At 69.0% G+C, this 14,370-nt stretch carries 12 protein-coding genes and 1 tRNA gene; 7 read left to right on the top strand and 6 right to left on the bottom strand.

What is annotated here, in order from left to right; all coding sequences use genetic code 11:
- Positions 1–4: 4 nt before the first annotated feature.
- Both BLS43_RS25905 and BLS43_RS25900 read right to left on the bottom strand, forming a co-directional pair.
- Positions 5–1,630, bottom strand: coding sequence for an alkaline phosphatase D family protein (locus BLS43_RS25905; RefSeq protein WP_093089325.1), 1,626 nt, complete (start codon positions 1,628–1,630; stop codon positions 5–7).
- Positions 1,627–2,568 (bottom strand): ROK family protein, encoded by a 942-nt coding sequence (locus BLS43_RS25900; protein ID WP_237190706.1) that lies wholly within the window; start codon positions 2,566–2,568, stop codon positions 1,627–1,629. Before BLS43_RS25900 ends, BLS43_RS25905 begins: the two co-directional genes overlap by 4 nt.
- 56 nt (positions 2,569–2,624) lie before the next feature.
- Here BLS43_RS25900 and BLS43_RS25895 point away from each other — a divergent pair, with 56 nt between their 5' ends.
- The 3 genes from BLS43_RS25895 (at position 2,625) to BLS43_RS25885 (ending at position 4,803) form a co-directional block, all read left to right on the top strand.
- Positions 2,625–3,842, top strand: a complete 1,218-nt coding sequence (locus tag BLS43_RS25895; RefSeq protein WP_093089323.1) for a DoxX family protein — start codon at positions 2,625–2,627, stop codon at positions 3,840–3,842.
- A gap of 148 nt (positions 3,843–3,990) precedes the next feature.
- Positions 3,991–4,251 (top strand): hypothetical protein, encoded by a 261-nt coding sequence (locus BLS43_RS25890; RefSeq protein ID WP_093089322.1) that lies wholly within the window; start codon positions 3,991–3,993, stop codon positions 4,249–4,251.
- A 111-nt stretch (positions 4,252–4,362) separates the two neighbouring features.
- Complete coding sequence (locus tag BLS43_RS25885; protein WP_093089321.1) at positions 4,363–4,803, top strand: SRPBCC family protein; 441 nt, start codon at positions 4,363–4,365, stop codon at positions 4,801–4,803.
- On the opposite strand, the gene BLS43_RS25880 is transcribed toward BLS43_RS25885, so the two are convergent.
- A complete protein-coding gene (locus BLS43_RS25880; protein WP_093089320.1) occupies positions 4,793–5,479 on the bottom strand; it encodes a YceI family protein in 687 nt (228 codons plus the stop codon). The genes BLS43_RS25885 and BLS43_RS25880 overlap by 11 nt on opposite strands.
- 129 nt (positions 5,480–5,608) lie before the next feature.
- Between BLS43_RS25880 and BLS43_RS25875 the strand changes: the two genes are divergently transcribed.
- From BLS43_RS25875 to BLS43_RS25860, 4 genes are all read left to right on the top strand, one after another.
- Positions 5,609–5,683, top strand: a tRNA-Ile gene (locus BLS43_RS25875).
- Between the two features lie 105 nt (positions 5,684–5,788).
- On the top strand, positions 5,789–7,015 hold the full coding sequence (locus tag BLS43_RS25870) for a tyrosine-type recombinase/integrase (RefSeq protein WP_176921550.1): 1,227 nt from the start codon (positions 5,789–5,791) through the stop codon (positions 7,013–7,015).
- Between the two features lie 610 nt (positions 7,016–7,625).
- Positions 7,626–8,030, top strand: a complete 405-nt coding sequence (locus BLS43_RS25865) for a hypothetical protein (RefSeq protein WP_143030229.1) — start codon at positions 7,626–7,628, stop codon at positions 8,028–8,030.
- A complete protein-coding gene (locus BLS43_RS25860) occupies positions 7,997–10,090 on the top strand; it encodes an esterase/lipase family protein (protein WP_093089317.1) in 2,094 nt (697 codons plus the stop codon). Before BLS43_RS25865 ends, BLS43_RS25860 begins: the two co-directional genes overlap by 34 nt.
- A 1,213-nt stretch (positions 10,091–11,303) precedes the next feature.
- On the opposite strand, the gene BLS43_RS25850 is transcribed toward BLS43_RS25860, so the two are convergent.
- The 3 genes from BLS43_RS25850 to BLS43_RS25845 are packed head-to-tail and all read right to left on the bottom strand — an operon-like array spanning position 11,304 to position 14,235.
- Positions 11,304–11,993, bottom strand: coding sequence for a response regulator (locus tag BLS43_RS25850; protein WP_176921549.1), 690 nt, complete (start codon positions 11,991–11,993; stop codon positions 11,304–11,306).
- Positions 11,918–13,075, bottom strand: a complete 1,158-nt coding sequence (locus tag BLS43_RS30240; protein ID WP_176921548.1) for a hypothetical protein — start codon at positions 13,073–13,075, stop codon at positions 11,918–11,920. The genes BLS43_RS25850 and BLS43_RS30240 overlap by 76 nt, the downstream gene beginning before the upstream one ends.
- Positions 13,072–14,235, bottom strand: coding sequence for a sensor histidine kinase (locus tag BLS43_RS25845; RefSeq protein ID WP_143030228.1), 1,164 nt, complete (start codon positions 14,233–14,235; stop codon positions 13,072–13,074). The genes BLS43_RS30240 and BLS43_RS25845 overlap by 4 nt, the downstream gene beginning before the upstream one ends.
- Between the last annotated feature and the right edge of the window lie 135 nt (positions 14,236–14,370).

Below are 14,370 nucleotides of genomic sequence, written 5' to 3'. Positions count from 1 at the left end.
GCGCTCACAGCGCCTCCAGGGGGTAGCGGGCCTGCGCGGCGAGGGTGGACGCCGAGCGGGGCTTCTCGAACACGACCTCGGCGCGCCGGTCGGCGACGTCGAGGGTGGCGATGAGGTTGCCGAACAGCGGCCCGCCGAGCTTGGTCCAGCTCATCGCGGGCTCCGGGACCCCGTCGTGCCGCACCCACGCCCGGGTGGCGGCGGTCGCCGCGCGCGACCAGGCGAGCCGGAACGCGACCCGGATGGCGGCGGGCACCTGGTTGTGGACGGGCGAGCACACCAGCTGGTGGACGGCCGCGCCCGGCAGGTCGACGCGGGCCGCATAGCTGTGGTGCACATCACCGGACAGTACCGACACGGTGGCGGGGCCGGATGTCGCAGCCCGAGACACCAGCGCCCCCAACCGGTCGAAGGACTCGCGGAACGCGGGCCAGTGCTCCATGTCCGCCTGCTGCCGGATCCACTCGCCGACGCGGCCTCGCAGACCGGGCCGGGCCGCCGCCACCTCGTTGATCGTCTCGACGTCGCCGAGGGCGGGGGCCAGCAGCCACGGCACGGACGTCCCGAGCAGCAGGTGGTCGACGTCTCCGGGCGCGCCGACCTGCTCCTCCACCCACGCGAACTCGGAGTCACCCAGCATCAGGTGCCTGCCCTCGTCGAGGATCCGGCCGTTGCGCGAGTCGATCATGACCAGCCGGGTGCGCCCCATGTCCCAGCGGAAGCTGAACCGCACGCCCTTCGCCCCGTCCACCTCGGCGTCCGCGCGGTCGGCGAGCTCCACCAGCAGCGGCCACACGTCGCCGTCGGCGGCGCGGACCCGCTGCCAGTCGGGGTCGGCCGCCAGCTCGTCCGGGGGGAGGTTGCCCAGGTGCTGGTAGACCCAGTAGGAGCCCAGCGCGGAGCGGATCCGGTCCCGCCACCAGGGGGTCCGGTCGATCTCCTCGCGCCAGGCGGCGGAGGTGTTCCAGTCGTCCCGCACGTCGTGGTCGTCGAAGATCATCGCGGTGGGGACGGTGGACAGGATCCAGCGGATCTCGGGATCGACCCAGGAGTCCCGGTAGAGGCCGACGTACTCGTCGTAGCCCACGATCTCGTCGTCCGGCCAGCTCTCCGGCCGCTCCCGGCGGCCCGCGATGCGCCTGCGGGTCTGCGGGGTGAGCTCGTCGGCGTAGACCTGATCGCCCAGCAGGAGCAGCGCGGTGGGCCACTCCTCCGGGGGCAGGCCCGCCATCCGGGCGGCGTAGGCGTCGAGCGCGTCGATGCCGTAGGCCGCGGCGGACTTCGGGTCGGCCAGCTTGACGTAGCGGCAGGACCCGAACACCACGCGCGCCCGGCCCGCGGTCCGCGGTCCCCGCGTCGGGATCACGGAGGCGGGGAACGGGCTGTGCGGCACCGGCCACACGACCGCGCCGTCCACCCGCACCTCGTACGGGATCCGGGAGTCCGGCTCCAAACCGGTCACCGGAACGACGGCGTAGTGGTGGCCTGCGACCTCGAACGTGCGGGTCGTGGCGCCGAGGATCTCGACGGTCGCCGCGGCGCCCGTCTGGACCCAGACCGTGGCGGTGGTCTCGCCGACGTGCCGCAGGACCGGCCCCAGCACGAGCGGGGCGGTCCCCGGGCGGGTCACGACAGGGCCAACAGCGCGGCGCCGATCTTCCCGGCGTCACTGCCGAACGTGCTGGGCAGCACCGGCGGGAGCGGCCGGACCTGCGGGGCGTAGGCGAACTCGGCGGCGGCCTCGCGCGCGGGGGTGAGCAGCAGGTCCCCGGTCTCGACGACGCCCCCGCCGATCACGACGGCGTCGAGCTCGAAGATCGTGGTGACGGTGGCGATGCCGATCCCGAGCCAGCGGGCCAGGGTCTGGAACAGCGCGACCGCCGTCGGGTCGCCCGCCTGGGCGGCCTCCGTGACGATCTGCCCGTTCACCGGGACGCCGCGCTCGCGGGCGAGGGACGCGATGACGCCGTCCGGGTCCGCGGCGGCGGCCTCCCGGCCGGTCCTGGTCAGGGCACTGCCGCTGGCCACGGCCTCGAGGCAGCCGCGCTTCCCGCAGCCGCAGCGCGGCCCGGCCGGGTCGACGACGATGTGCCCCAGCTCCGCGGCGAAGCCGCGCGGGCCGCGGTAGATCTGCCCGCCCAGCACGATCCCGCTGCCGACGCCGGTGCCGACCGTGATCAGCACCATCTCCCGGTAGAGCGTGTCGCCGAGCAGCGCCTCGGCGAGACCCGCGACGTTGGCGTCGTTGTCGACCACGGCCGGGAGGCCGGTCGCGGACTCCAGCTCGGAGCGGATGTCCCAGTCGCGGTAGGAGTTGTTGGGGGCCCAGAGGATCCGCCCGCTCGGCCACTCCACGGTGCCCGCCGCGCCGACGCCGATGGCCTCGACCTCGGGTTTCTTCGTCCGCAGTGTCTCGGTCATCCGGAGCAGCAGCGCGGACATGGTCGCGGAGTCGGACGTCTCGGGGGTCGGCTCGGTCAGCTCGGCGACCACCGTGCCGTCGTCGGCCACGACGGCGCCCGCCACCTTGGTCCCACCGATGTCCAGCCCGATCGCGTGTCTCGCCACAGGGCGAATCCTGCCGGCTCGTGTTTGCCGGCGGGGGCTCCGGGGAAAGCCGCGCCATGCCTCTGTTGCGTCGCGTGGCCCGGCCCATGCTGGCCGGCCTGTTCATCTACGGCGGAATCAACTCGCTGCGCAACCCCGCTGCGCATGTCGAAGCCGCCAAGCCCGTGCTCGACTACGCCGCTCCGGCGATCGACAAGGCCGTCGAGGCGTCGCCGCTGGAGAAGCGGCCGGACAACGAGACCCTGGTCAAGATCGACGGTGCGGTGAAGGTCGCCGCGGGGACCCTGCTGGCCCTGGGCAAGTTCCCGCGCCTGTCCTCCGGCGCACTCGCCGCGAGCCTCATCCCCACCACCCTCGCCGGCCACCGGTTCTGGGAGGAGACCGACCCCGCGGCCAAGCAGGCCCAGCAGATCCACTTCCTGAAGAACACGGCGCTGCTGGGCGGATTGATGATCGCGGCGGCGGACACCCACGGGAAGCCGTCGGTGGCCTGGCGCTCCCGCAAGGCCGCCGAGGCGGCGTCCGCGGCGATCTCGGCGCAGGCCGGGGCGCTGTCGGACTCCGTCTCGCACGCCACGGACTCGGTGTCCGGCCTGGTCTCCGGGCTCGGCGGGTCGAGCGCGTCGACGGGCTCGCAGCTCGCCGACCGGGCGTCCGCGCTCGGGGACACCCTCGCCGCGAAGGCGCCGGTCGTGAAGGCCAAGGCCGCCGAGCTCGGCTCCGTCGCCTCGGACCGGGCGGCCGAGCTCGGCGCGGCCGCGACCGCCTTCGGCGCGGTGGCCTCCGACAAGGCCGCCACCTGGGGTGCCGCCGCGTCGGAGCAGGCCGCGACGGTGGGGGAGGACCTGTCGAAGCGGGCCGCCAAGGCCGCGAAGAAGGCCGAGAAGCGCGGCGCCGCGCTCCAGAAGGAGGTCGACAAGCGGTCGGCCGCCTGGCAGAAGGAGCTCGACAAGCGCGGCAAGGCGTGGGAGAAGCTCGCCGACAAGAAGGGCGAGGAGTGGGCCGAGGGCGCCGCGCGCAAGCGGGCCGCCTTCGAGAAGGCCGCCGACCGCAAGCGCGCGGAGTGGGAGAAGTCCGCCCGCAAGGCCGCGAAGAAGGCACGCAAGCGGGCGCCGGGCTACGTGGACCAGCTGTCCGCGCTGGCCGCGCAGGCCTCCGAGCAGGCCGCGAAGTTCGGTGGCGACGTCGCGTCCCGCGCGTCGGACGCCGAGACCGCCGTCGAGGGCATCGTCCGGGACGCCCGCAAGCGCGCGGCCAAGGTCGTCGCGCCCTGAGCTGAGCCCGGCCGAGCGACTCCGACCGGCCCGCCGTTCCCGAACTCGGGCGGCGGGCCGGTTCGTGTCACGGGTCGTGTCACGGCTCTCGTATCACGGTGAGATCGGCGACGGTGCGGACCACGCTCCGCGTCCGTACGGTGGCCGGATGACCGGAGCCACCGAGGAGGACTGGGCGGACTGGGTCGCCACGCAGGCCCCACCGGCCACGGACGCCCCCGACGGCCCCGACACCTACTGGTTCGTCGGCGGCCCGCTCGACGGTCGGGTCCGCACCCGCCCGGCGGGCCAGGAGCCCCCCGCCGTGGTCCGCCACGTCCACCTGCACGGCGGCCCCAAGATCGTCCACCACTACGACCTCCACGAGGTCGCGGGGCACGGCGGCGAGTACCGCTTCCGCGAGGACTGACCGTCCGGCGAGGGTGCCGGTCGACGTCCTCGCCGCTGCTGGGGTAGGAATCGTCCACGCCCTGGTCGCGCCGAGCGGGGCCGTCGAGTACGTCGTCACGAAGGAGTGACCATGCCGCGTCCGTACGCCAGTGGGGTCGTCGCCGCGCCCGCCGACAAGGTCTGGGCGGTGGTGCGGGATTACAACGGTCTGCCCGGCTGGCTGACCGCGATCGGGCACAGCGAGCTCGTCGAGGGGGTGGACGGGCAGGTCGGCGCCGTGCGGCGGCTGGTCCTCGCCGACGGCGGGGACCCCTTCGACGAGAAGCTGATCCACCTCGACGACGCCGACCGCACCCTCACCTACGCCTTCACCGGCGCCAACCCGTTCGACGTGGCCCGCTACGTCTCGACGATCCGGGTCGCGCCCGTCACCGACACCGACCAGTCGTTCGTCGAGTGGTGGTGCGAGTACGACGCGGACGTGGCGCGCCACGCCGAGCTCACCCAGACCTTCGCCGACGGCGTCTACGCCGGTGGCATCGCCGGGCTGCGGAAGGTGCTCAGCTCGTAGGCGTCAGCGCCAGCAGGAACTCCACCTGGCCGGTCGGGTCGACGCGGACGAAGTCGCCGATGCTCGGCGGCTCGATCCCGAAGTCGGTGAACGTCACCGGGATCGACCCGGAGACGTCGATGCCGGCGCCGTCCCGCACGGCGGTCAGCGGGAAGCTCACCTCACGGGTGACGTCCTTGACCGTGAGCGTGCCCGCGGCGGTCACCGTGGCCTGCCCGCCGTTCGCGAAGTCCGCGCCCAGGTCGATCGGGCCGGTGAGGGTGAACGTCGACGTCGGGTACCTCGCCGTCTCCATGATGTTCCCGGTGAACTGGCCGTCCCGACGCCCCTGGTCGCTGGTCACGGTGCTCATCTGCACCGTGACCTCGCCCGCCGTGACCGCGGTGCCGGACAGCGAGACGGTCCCGCTCACCTCCGGCGTGCGCCCGACCGCGTCGACCCGCTGCCCACCCAGCAGCTCCCCGACCCGATACCCGGCCTCCGACCCCGCGCCCACGGTGTAGGCGCTCGCCAGCTCACCCGTCGGCGCCGCGACCTGTGGCGACCCCACCGCCAGCGGCGCCGCGGCCTCCGGCGCGATCCACCGGCTGTAGACGAACGGCCCCCCGACCGCCAGCACCACCACCAGCGCGACGACCCCGATCACGTAGGCCTTCCAGTGCTGCCGCAGCTTCATCTCTCTCCCGCCGACTCGATTCAACGTTCAACGACATGAACCGTACCGGCCGAACGGACGAACCGGGCAGACTCTCAGCGTCCGCCCAGGGAAGGCCCCCGAAACCCGGCCCGCTAATCTGCGAGCAGGGGGGCAGTAGCTCAGTTGGTCAGAGCAGCGGACTCATAATCCGTCAGGTCGTGGGTTCGAGCCCCACCTGCCCCACAGCGAGCCCAGATTGTCGCAGCTCAGCGGTATGGTACGTCCTGAAGCGTTCCCATAAGCAAGATCATGTGGGACGGAAACGGGACGGAAACCCGAGGAGCCGTCGTGGCGCGACCACCGCTGATGATGGGCACGCACGGCAGCATGTCGGCGAAGTGGAGCGATGATCGCAAGGTCTACGTAGCCGTGGCTCGGTTTCGTGACTTCGACGGTGTCACACGCCGCGTCAAGCGCACTGGAAAGACGAAGACCGCGGCTCTCGGTGCGCTCCAGGACGAGATCAAGCTCCGGATGGGTTCGCCGGCGCAGCCGCTCCGGCCGACCGACACGGTGGCTCGAGCCGCGGAGATGTGGCTCGCCAAGCTCGATGCTCAGGTCGCCGAGGGCACCCGTGCAGCAACGACGGCTGACACGTACAAACAGCGTCTGAACTCGGTGGTCCTACCGGGGATGGGGCAGTGGCGTCTCCGCGAGTGCACTGTCGGACGCCTCGATGCCTTCTTCGCGGGCTTGGTGCCCACGCACGGCGCTCAGTCCCGCAAGACCGTCCGTACGGTCGTCTCTCAGATCCTGCGCCTGGCGGTGAAGCACGAAGCGCTCCGCGACAACCCTGTCCGCCACCTGGACCCTATCGAGGGCGGCTCGAAGCCGCCGCGCGCGCTCACAGCCGAGGAACGCCGCCGGTTCCTGGCATGGATGGCCGGGAAGTCGGACAACAAGGAGGAGGCCCGCGCCCAGGCGAGCGCTCGCCGCCGAGACCTCCCTGACATCGTGACCTTCATGCTCGGCACCGGTGTCCGCATCGGCGAGGCGCTGGCCGTGCGCTGGTGCGACGTCGACCTCGACGGCGTCCCGGTCGTGGAGGGCGAGGAGATTCGGGCGGTCCCTATCGTCGCGATCACCGGCAACGTCGTGCGTCACCGCGGCCAGGGCCTGCACCGCCACAGCGGCAAGACCGCGTCGTCGCTGCGGATCGTCCCGCTTCCGCAGTTCGTCGTCGAGATGCTCAAGCAGCGGTCGGTCGACGGTCCCGAGGTCCCGGTCTTCCCCGCCGCAGGCCGCAACGGCTTGAGCTGGAAGGACCCGAACAACATGTCGACCTACATTCGCGACGCCCGCCAGGCCGCCGGGATGACCTGGCCGGTCACGAGCCACACGTTCCGCAAGACGGCCGCGACGATCTGGCACGACTCGGGCATGCTCACCGACCGTCAGAAGGCCGACCTCACCGGCCACGCCAAGATCAGCACCCTGACTGATATCTATGTTGCGCGAGGTGAGTTGCATGCAGCCGGCGCAGCGGTAATGGATGCAGCCTGGCTGGATCGTTGATCACGGTCCTACTTGAGGGGAGCTGCGCAAACTAGGCCAGGGCGGGCGGACTGTCGTCGTCCACACCATGGAGACTGAGAGCAGAACCGGATTCGCTGCATCAACGTGTGAGCTGCGAGGTTTGTAGCGAAGAAGGGGGCAGCGAGCACCCCGTCGCTGCAGTGCGTGCTGTCGCTCGTGGAGTCGAGTACTACACCCCGCCGTCGCTGAACGGGTCAATCCTCGCTGACGACGATCGCGGGCGCTCGTCCCTTTCGACCCGAGAGATTGAGCCGCAGCGGGTTTGGTTCTCTTGCGGCTCAGAAGAGATGGAGGAAGTGGTGCTTGGGACTAGGCCTAAGAAGTGGACGGTTACCTCAAACGAGTCCGAGTGAGACACTGCAGGTCGAACTGTGAGACCGCGAGCGCTCTGTTCCGGTGCGCGCTCAAGTATGGCCTGATCAGGGTGGGACGACCTCGGCTGACTCTGAGAATGGCGGTACCGGCCCGGTGATGTGGGTCGGTGCGCGACGACAGCAAGTGGGGCATCCTCTGACCTGATTATCGTGCGGGTTCCGGTGTCCCTCGTTGCCGCCGTAACGAGGACCCCCGCCTGATCGAATGATCTGGCATGTCTCGGCGAGTGCTGGTCTCGGGGCTCGCCGCTATCGGCGTGCTGGTTGTAGCTGCGGTCCTCTTTCTCTTATTTGGTCCAGGGCCGACCGGAGGACCGGGTGTCGGGCAGACAACGAGCTTCACCGCCCAGCAGGCCACCGCGCTGCAGGACGCGCTGGGTTCGGGCGATCCCCAACGGGCCTCCCAGGCGGTGGCGTTGGCCGACGGAGACGAGTTGGACCCGACTTTCGTTCGTGAGGTCGCTGCGCTCGCGCTGACCATCGACCCGAGCTCGGTGTCCGACGACAACGGCACCGACGCCCTCGTCCGAGCGACAGCGGGTGGGAAGTCGTGGCTGCTCCACATCCGAAGAGGCGGCGAACTCGGATGGCAGATCGTCTCGACAGCACCCGTGCCATGAAGGCGCTTGCGACCGCTGTCGCGGTGCTCCTGCTCCTGTTCGTCGGACCCACCGCGGAAACCGCTCACGCCGCCGAGAGCTGCACGGTGCAGACCGACGTCGTCGGAACTCCGGTGGTCCTGGTCCACGGCTGGACGTCGGACTCGGACGGCATGATCGGGACCGCCAACGGGCTTGACCAGCGCCTGCCGCGCGGGCAGTACACCTACCTCCGGTTCGACTGGGGACCGAGCGCCACCACCTGGCCCGATTCCAGCAGTAGAACCCCTCAGTGTCTGGCCGACTACATCGTTTCCGCGTGGAGGAAGGGCGGACAGCGACAGAAAGTCGTCGTCGTCGCACATTCCATGGGTGGGATAGCCTCCAGGTTCGCTTCCACCCTGAGCTCGACCGTCGACGGGACCCCGGTCTCCGACGCCATGTCGGGGCTGGTGACGCTGTCGACGCCACACCTTGGGAGCCCCTGGGGAAACACCGGTTTCGCCACATTCGTCGAACGCTGGGTGAAACGCGCTGTTCCCGTCCAACCCGACGGGATGCCCGCCCGCGAGTGCCTGGCGGCGCCCGGCTTCCAGCCCAAGGGCTGTGAGGTTCCTCCATACATGCCGCCTGGCATCACCATCGACGAGATCGGCACACAAATCACGATTAGGCGGACCCTCTTCGGGCTGGGGCCCATAAAGCTCGGCCCGTCCGCCGAGATCTCCGCCTGGGGCGACGGCATCGTCCCCGCCGACTCCGCAAGCGGCTACCTCACCTCCGTTCCCGGCACGAAGCCACCACGGGTCAAGGCCACCCTGAACACGGTGCCATGCACCTACGACACGGACTACCTGATGGCTCAGGTGGTAGGCGGCCGGTCACCGCTTGGTCTCGCCACGGCGACCTTCGGGAACGTGCTCCTCGACAGCGCGGCCCTCGACGACCTAGCCGCAGGCAGGCCGAGCGCCGCGACACTGGAGATTGCCGCCTACACCGCGTTCACACCCTGCTTCCACACCGAGATCGACCACGCGACATCGGGCATGCCGGTCGAACCACGGGTCCTCGATCTGGCCGCTGATGCCGTGCGCAACGCACGCGCCACCACCAGCGTTCCGACGAGCCGTGTCAACATCAAGCCGGTCGACAGCACCGGCCGCGCCGCCGCGGGATGGAAAATCACTGACGGGGCGCTGACCGTCGACTGCGGATACCCTTCACCGGCCGCCGTCAACAACGCGATCCACGTTTGCGCTCCCGCCGCTGCCGGTGCGGACGCCTGCTGGTCCGAACCCGGCCAAAGGTCGGTGCTTTGCCTACCCTCCCCGTGGGAGAGGACCCTGACCCGCTTCCCCGCGACTAAAGCGAACTTCGAGGTCGAAGCCGGACCGAACCCCTCTCCGCTCGGACTTGAGCTCGTCGACGGCTCGCACTGTCGACTGCGAAACGGCGGATCATGGTCCGGGCGGTCGGATGACCCGAACGCCTACGGCACGTACTCGTGCGACAACGGCCCCGGCTTCGTCGCCCTCTGGGGGACGAAGGGCCAGCCCGACATCGACACCTCAAAAGCCGCATGGACTGTGCGCAAAGGCAGCGCCGACGGGCCACTCAGCACCATTGGTGTGCAAACCGCCTACTACGTCGCCACCGCAACCGCACCGAACACCCCGCCCGCCCAGGCTGCGGGCTCCTACCCAGCGGGGACCTGGTCCGGTCGAGGCAGGACGCTGCAGCTCGGCAGTGACGGCACCGGCACAGCGATGTATCTGATCCACGGGCCGGCGGGCGGTTGCACGAACGAATCGGCAAGCCCACAGCCCTGCTACTACAACGTCCAGTTCAAGCTCAACGGCGGTTCCGATCCAGAATTCACCGGAAGTGTCACCAATACGTGGTTCTCGGAGGGGAGTGTAATGACCCACTCAAGCGACTATGGCATCAATCTCCCCTCCCCGGGCACAGCTATGTCCATCCGCTTCGACCATCCAAAGGACGTCGCCTACTACCAGGACAGCCACGGAACAACCGATGCATGTGGGCCGAACCCGACCGCGCCCAGGCAAGGCTGTTCATAGCCAAAAAAGAAAGTCTTCCGGTTATGGATCCAGGTCAAGTGAGCGTCGCAAATCACGGCGACTCAAATGAGCAGGAATGCCCGTAAGGACCCAAATGACGAAAGAACTCGGTCTTGCGAAGGCCATGCTCATAGTAGGGCTCGCCTTCGTTAGCGTGGCCGCATGCAGCTCATCTCCGCCGGGGAGCAGCTCTCAGTATGAGGCGACGTCGAGTCGGTCGTCTCCCCCTCCCACTGCAGACACGACAAGTGCCTCACTGAATGCCTGCGCCATCGACGAAGCGGCGATGTCAAGCGCCACAGGTATCCCATGGACTGGGTCCACCCAAGTTTCCGATACCGAGGGGCTGCTCTGTACGTACAGTCCATCGGGGACTCTCCCTGACGACAATAGCCAGCCCGCTGTAATCGTTCTTACCACTCGAATTCGCCCCCCGGCGACAGCTGGCGACAAGGTGCGGCACAGGAAAAACTTGGGATGCGTTGCAGGTACCGTCAAAGAGGTTTCGCGCGATGACGGAACAGGCATTGTCTGCACCGATAAGATCAACGGAAAACCGATCGCGACAGTCATCACGAAGAACGTCGCTGTAAACATTGCTTCTGTGCGAGTAAATGAATCGCTCTATCCGGCCTTGATGGCGGAGTGGGAGCGACAACTCTCCACGCTTGTCGTGCCCACATTATCGTAGGGACGATGCCGCTGTCTTCCCGACGTCCTCGGACGATGGGCTACCGAGTGGACAGGCGGTTCGCGATCTTCCTGGCGCAGGGTGAGGACGGGGCGCTTTCGGTGGCGGTATACAACTAAAGGCCGTGGGCGTTGAGCCGGACGACGAGATTCCGCAGCTCGTGTCCTCGAGTGGCGCAGACGCGGGAACCGGCGGGGCCCGCGCGCGGTGACCTTGTCCCATAGGGTGCGCCCGTCCGCGCTCAACGTCCAGTTCGAGAAGTTGACGAGTTCGGCCCGGGTGGTCGCCAGGGTCACGCGTGGGGCGGAGGCGGCCGCTCCTCAGGGGTCGCCTCCGCGAGAGGCCTTGCGCGATCGCGCCGACGTGGTCCTCCCAACGCTCGGCAAGGTGCCGGTGCACGCCGTGGCCAAGGGCGTCTGGGTTCGGAAGCGGTAGAGCTGGCTACTTCTGGCACCGGCAAAGCGCGGTGAGTAGGCGCCCTTGCTGCTGGTTCACGCGAGCCAGGAGGAAAAGCTCGCAGCCCTACCGATGACGCTCAGGAGGCTCCAGGTCGGCGAGCGTGACCAGACCGTCCTCAAGCGCCCGCTTCACCATCTCAGCTTTGCTCCGGGCGGGGCGACCGCGCGCCGCATACTTCATGCGCGCCCTGTCGATGTAGGTGTGGATGGTGGCCGGCGCGACGCCCATTGCCTCAGCCGCCATACCCTTCGACCGCGAGGTGAACCAAACGCGCAATGCCGTGATCTCTTGGACCGACAGTTCAGGACGCGTGGGGTCGGTGTCCCCGGCAAGCGCACCTCCGAGGTTCGGCGGCGTGTAGGGGTTGCCTGCAGCAGCAGCGCGGACTGCTTCGATCAAATGCTCTTCAACCTCGGGCTTGGTCACGTAGGCGAGCGCTCCGACGTCTACACATCGGACGGCCAGCGCATCATCGACGAACTGGGTGTACACCACGACGCGTTTGCCTGCGTCGATCAGCCGTTGCAAACCGTCAAGCGTGGGGCGGCCTGGCACAAGCTGGAGGTCGAGCACGACGACGTCGGCGTCGGCGCCGGGGCCGGTGCCCAGGGCGATGTCGACGGTCGCCCCATCCGCTATGACATCGAGCCCTGGGGTAGCGCTGCCGAGCAGGCTTCTCAGGCCCCTTCGGGCGATGGCGTGGTCGTCGATGACGGCGACCGTGGCTCGTCCGTCCAGGTCGACTCGATCCACGTCTGGTCCTCCGTGCTGACGACGATGTGGGACACGCTGGGGTGAGTCCGCAGCGGCGGGGCCCAGTTCCCGCCGTCTGCGGTAACGCTTACAGAGAGCCTCGGGCCGATTCCGATTACTGACACTCTGGCTCGTCTTCGAGCCGCGGTGAGGCCCGCGAGAATCCCGTCGGCGAGGGCAGGCCGAGCGTCGTCGGGAGGGGTTGGCCACCTACCCGCCCTCTCGAACTCGACGAGGACATTGCGCCGTTCGGCAACGTCGGCGCCCTGACGGAGCTCGTAAAGTAGTCGGTCATCCGCATCGTCCGCGTCATCCGCCTCGGCCAGGAATCGGCGCATGCGTGCCGCTTCCAGGTCACAGGAACGCCGGACCTCGGGGTCCTCCGGATCGAGCTCGCCGCTCGCGAGCCCGCGCAACAGCTGCTCGACTCCAATGTCGAGGCGGGCTAGTCGTGTTTCGCGGGCCTCGAAAAGGCCGGTAGCGACCGCTTCCGCCGTGCGGATCTCCGCTGCCCGTGCAGAGGCCTGCTCGGCACTGTCGGCGATGCGGCGGACGACGGTGGAGGCTATCCCGCAGGCGAGCGGGAACCCGACCGTCCCGACGGCACCGGCGGTCAAACCGAGCAGGATGTCAAGGTTGGCGCCGTGCACGGCTAGCACACGAGTCACCGTGATCGCGAGGTTGAGTGCAAGGAACGTCGCCAGCTCCGGCAGCGGACGGCCGAACAACAGAACCACCCCGAGCCAGCCACTGGACCCGAAAGACCAGTCAGTAGAAGTGAGCAGGTACTCAGGTGCGAGCGACCAGGTGGAGAGCGCGGAGGCGCCGAGTACCAGGACGAGCATGGGCAGGCGAGCGCGGTTCCAGTCCCGCCGTTGCACGATTCCGACGATCTCGGCGCCAAGCAGGGCGACGAGCACGCCGTATGCGACCAGCTGCGGCGCGAGGGGCGCATGGATCTCGAGCTTGCGGGGCAGGCTCGCTGTGAGGAGAACAGCTCCCGCTACCGTCGCCGCCGCGATCCGAAGGCCAGCAAGCAACTGCTGGGCAGTCGTGCGGGCCGGCGTCGCCGAGGTCGTCATCGAGGCCACCTCAGGCGTACTGTCGTCCCCTGCCCGACCGCGGTAGCCACCTCGGCTATCCCGCCGACCGATGCCACCCGAGCAGTGATCGACTTGCGAAGTCCCCGTCGGGTCGGGGCCACGTGGGCCGGCTCGAAGCCCCGGCCGCGGTCGATGACCTCCACGACTACCCCAGCACCGGACGGGGTCACCCGTACGACGGCGGTCGTCGCCCCCGAGTGTCGTGCGACGTTGGTCAGTGCCTCCCCGGACGCCTCGACGAGCGCGTGCACGACACGCGGTGAGAGCTGAACGACGGGATCGGAGATCTCCAACTGAACCGAAAGGCCACTGCGAGCGGTGAGAGCCGTGAGGACGGACGAGAGTTCCTCCGGCGCCGACGGCCGGCCCTCGCGGACGGATCGGATCGTCTCCAGGTCGCGGCGGGCACGTTCACGGAGGGCCTGACCTGCGCCCCCGGTCTGGCCCAGAGCGACCATCAGCAGTGTCGTGGATGCGGTGTCGTGCAGAGAGTCCGAGATATCGCGCTGCTCCTGACGGATCCGTTCCGAAACCGCCTGTTCGCGGCTGACCCGGTCGGTCTCGGCTGCAGTGGCATCGGCCTTGCGCGCCGCCCGGGTGAGCAGGCTGAAGAGGAGCCGGGCGAGCATCGGGACTAGGTTGGACCACACAACGGTCACGATCACGTCCGGCCCGATGGGCTGGTTTTGCGCGGCGATGGCGCTTAGAACCGCAGTTGTGCAGACGGCGAGACCCAGCAGTACGCCCACTCGCCAGCGGATCGAGTACTGGTAGCCGACGGCGGCAAACATGACGAAGGGCCTGATCCAGGTCCGGCTCGTCTCCAGCCATGCCGTCGACGTCACCTGACCGGTGATGAGGCCGAGCCCACACAAGACCAGGGCGTCGAGCATGCCAGCGAGTGTGGCCCTCTGAGAGCGGACCAGAACTGCGTAGAGCGCGCTCCACGCCACCAGGAAGCAGACGACGGCAATCGCTCCCGTACGGACCCCAGGACTCTCGGCTGCGGCTATCGCGACAACTGCGATCGGGATCAGCGTGACGGCCCGGATGCCGACGGCGTACTGCCTACCGAGGTGCTCGACGCGCAGTTCGGCTTCGCCACGCTCATGGACGCCTTGGGCCAGATTGGGGTTCATCGTGGCCACCCGACGCCCGATTGAGCGTGCGGATCGTCCACGTCAATCCCGTCTGGGGGAAATGTGGGTCGATCACGGGACGCGGCCGGACAACTGCTCTCCCCATACTTCCGGCGGGTGATCACCGGCGGCGAG

It is taken from the genome of Pseudonocardia oroxyli (assembly GCF_900102195.1).
Taxonomy (GTDB): domain Bacteria; phylum Actinomycetota; class Actinomycetes; order Mycobacteriales; family Pseudonocardiaceae; genus Pseudonocardia; species Pseudonocardia oroxyli.
This window is presented reverse-complemented; position numbering and strand designations above follow the sequence as displayed.

What these genes read in the sequence shown, in the direction of transcription:
- BLS43_RS25895 (WP_093089323.1), top strand. Translation starts at nt 2,625, where the DNA reads ATGCCTCTGTTGCGTCGCGTGGCCCGGCCCATGCTGGCCGGCCTGTTC.
- BLS43_RS25890 (WP_093089322.1), top strand. Translation starts at nt 3,991, where the DNA reads ATGACCGGAGCCACCGAGGAGGACTGGGCGGACTGGGTCGCCACGCAG.
- BLS43_RS25885 (WP_093089321.1), top strand. Translation starts at nt 4,363, where the DNA reads ATGCCGCGTCCGTACGCCAGTGGGGTCGTCGCCGCGCCCGCCGACAAG.
- BLS43_RS25880 (WP_093089320.1), bottom strand. Translation starts at nt 5,479, where the DNA reads ATGAAGCTGCGGCAGCACTGGAAGGCCTACGTGATCGGGGTCGTCGCG.
- BLS43_RS25865 (WP_143030229.1), top strand. Translation starts at nt 7,626, where the DNA reads ATGTCTCGGCGAGTGCTGGTCTCGGGGCTCGCCGCTATCGGCGTGCTG.
- BLS43_RS25860 (WP_093089317.1), top strand. Translation starts at nt 7,997, where the DNA reads ATGGCAGATCGTCTCGACAGCACCCGTGCCATGAAGGCGCTTGCGACC.
- BLS43_RS30240 (WP_176921548.1), bottom strand. Translation starts at nt 13,075, where the DNA reads ATGACGACCTCGGCGACGCCGGCCCGCACGACTGCCCAGCAGTTGCTT.
- BLS43_RS25845 (WP_143030228.1), bottom strand. Translation starts at nt 14,235, where the DNA reads ATGAACCCCAATCTGGCCCAAGGCGTCCATGAGCGTGGCGAAGCCGAA.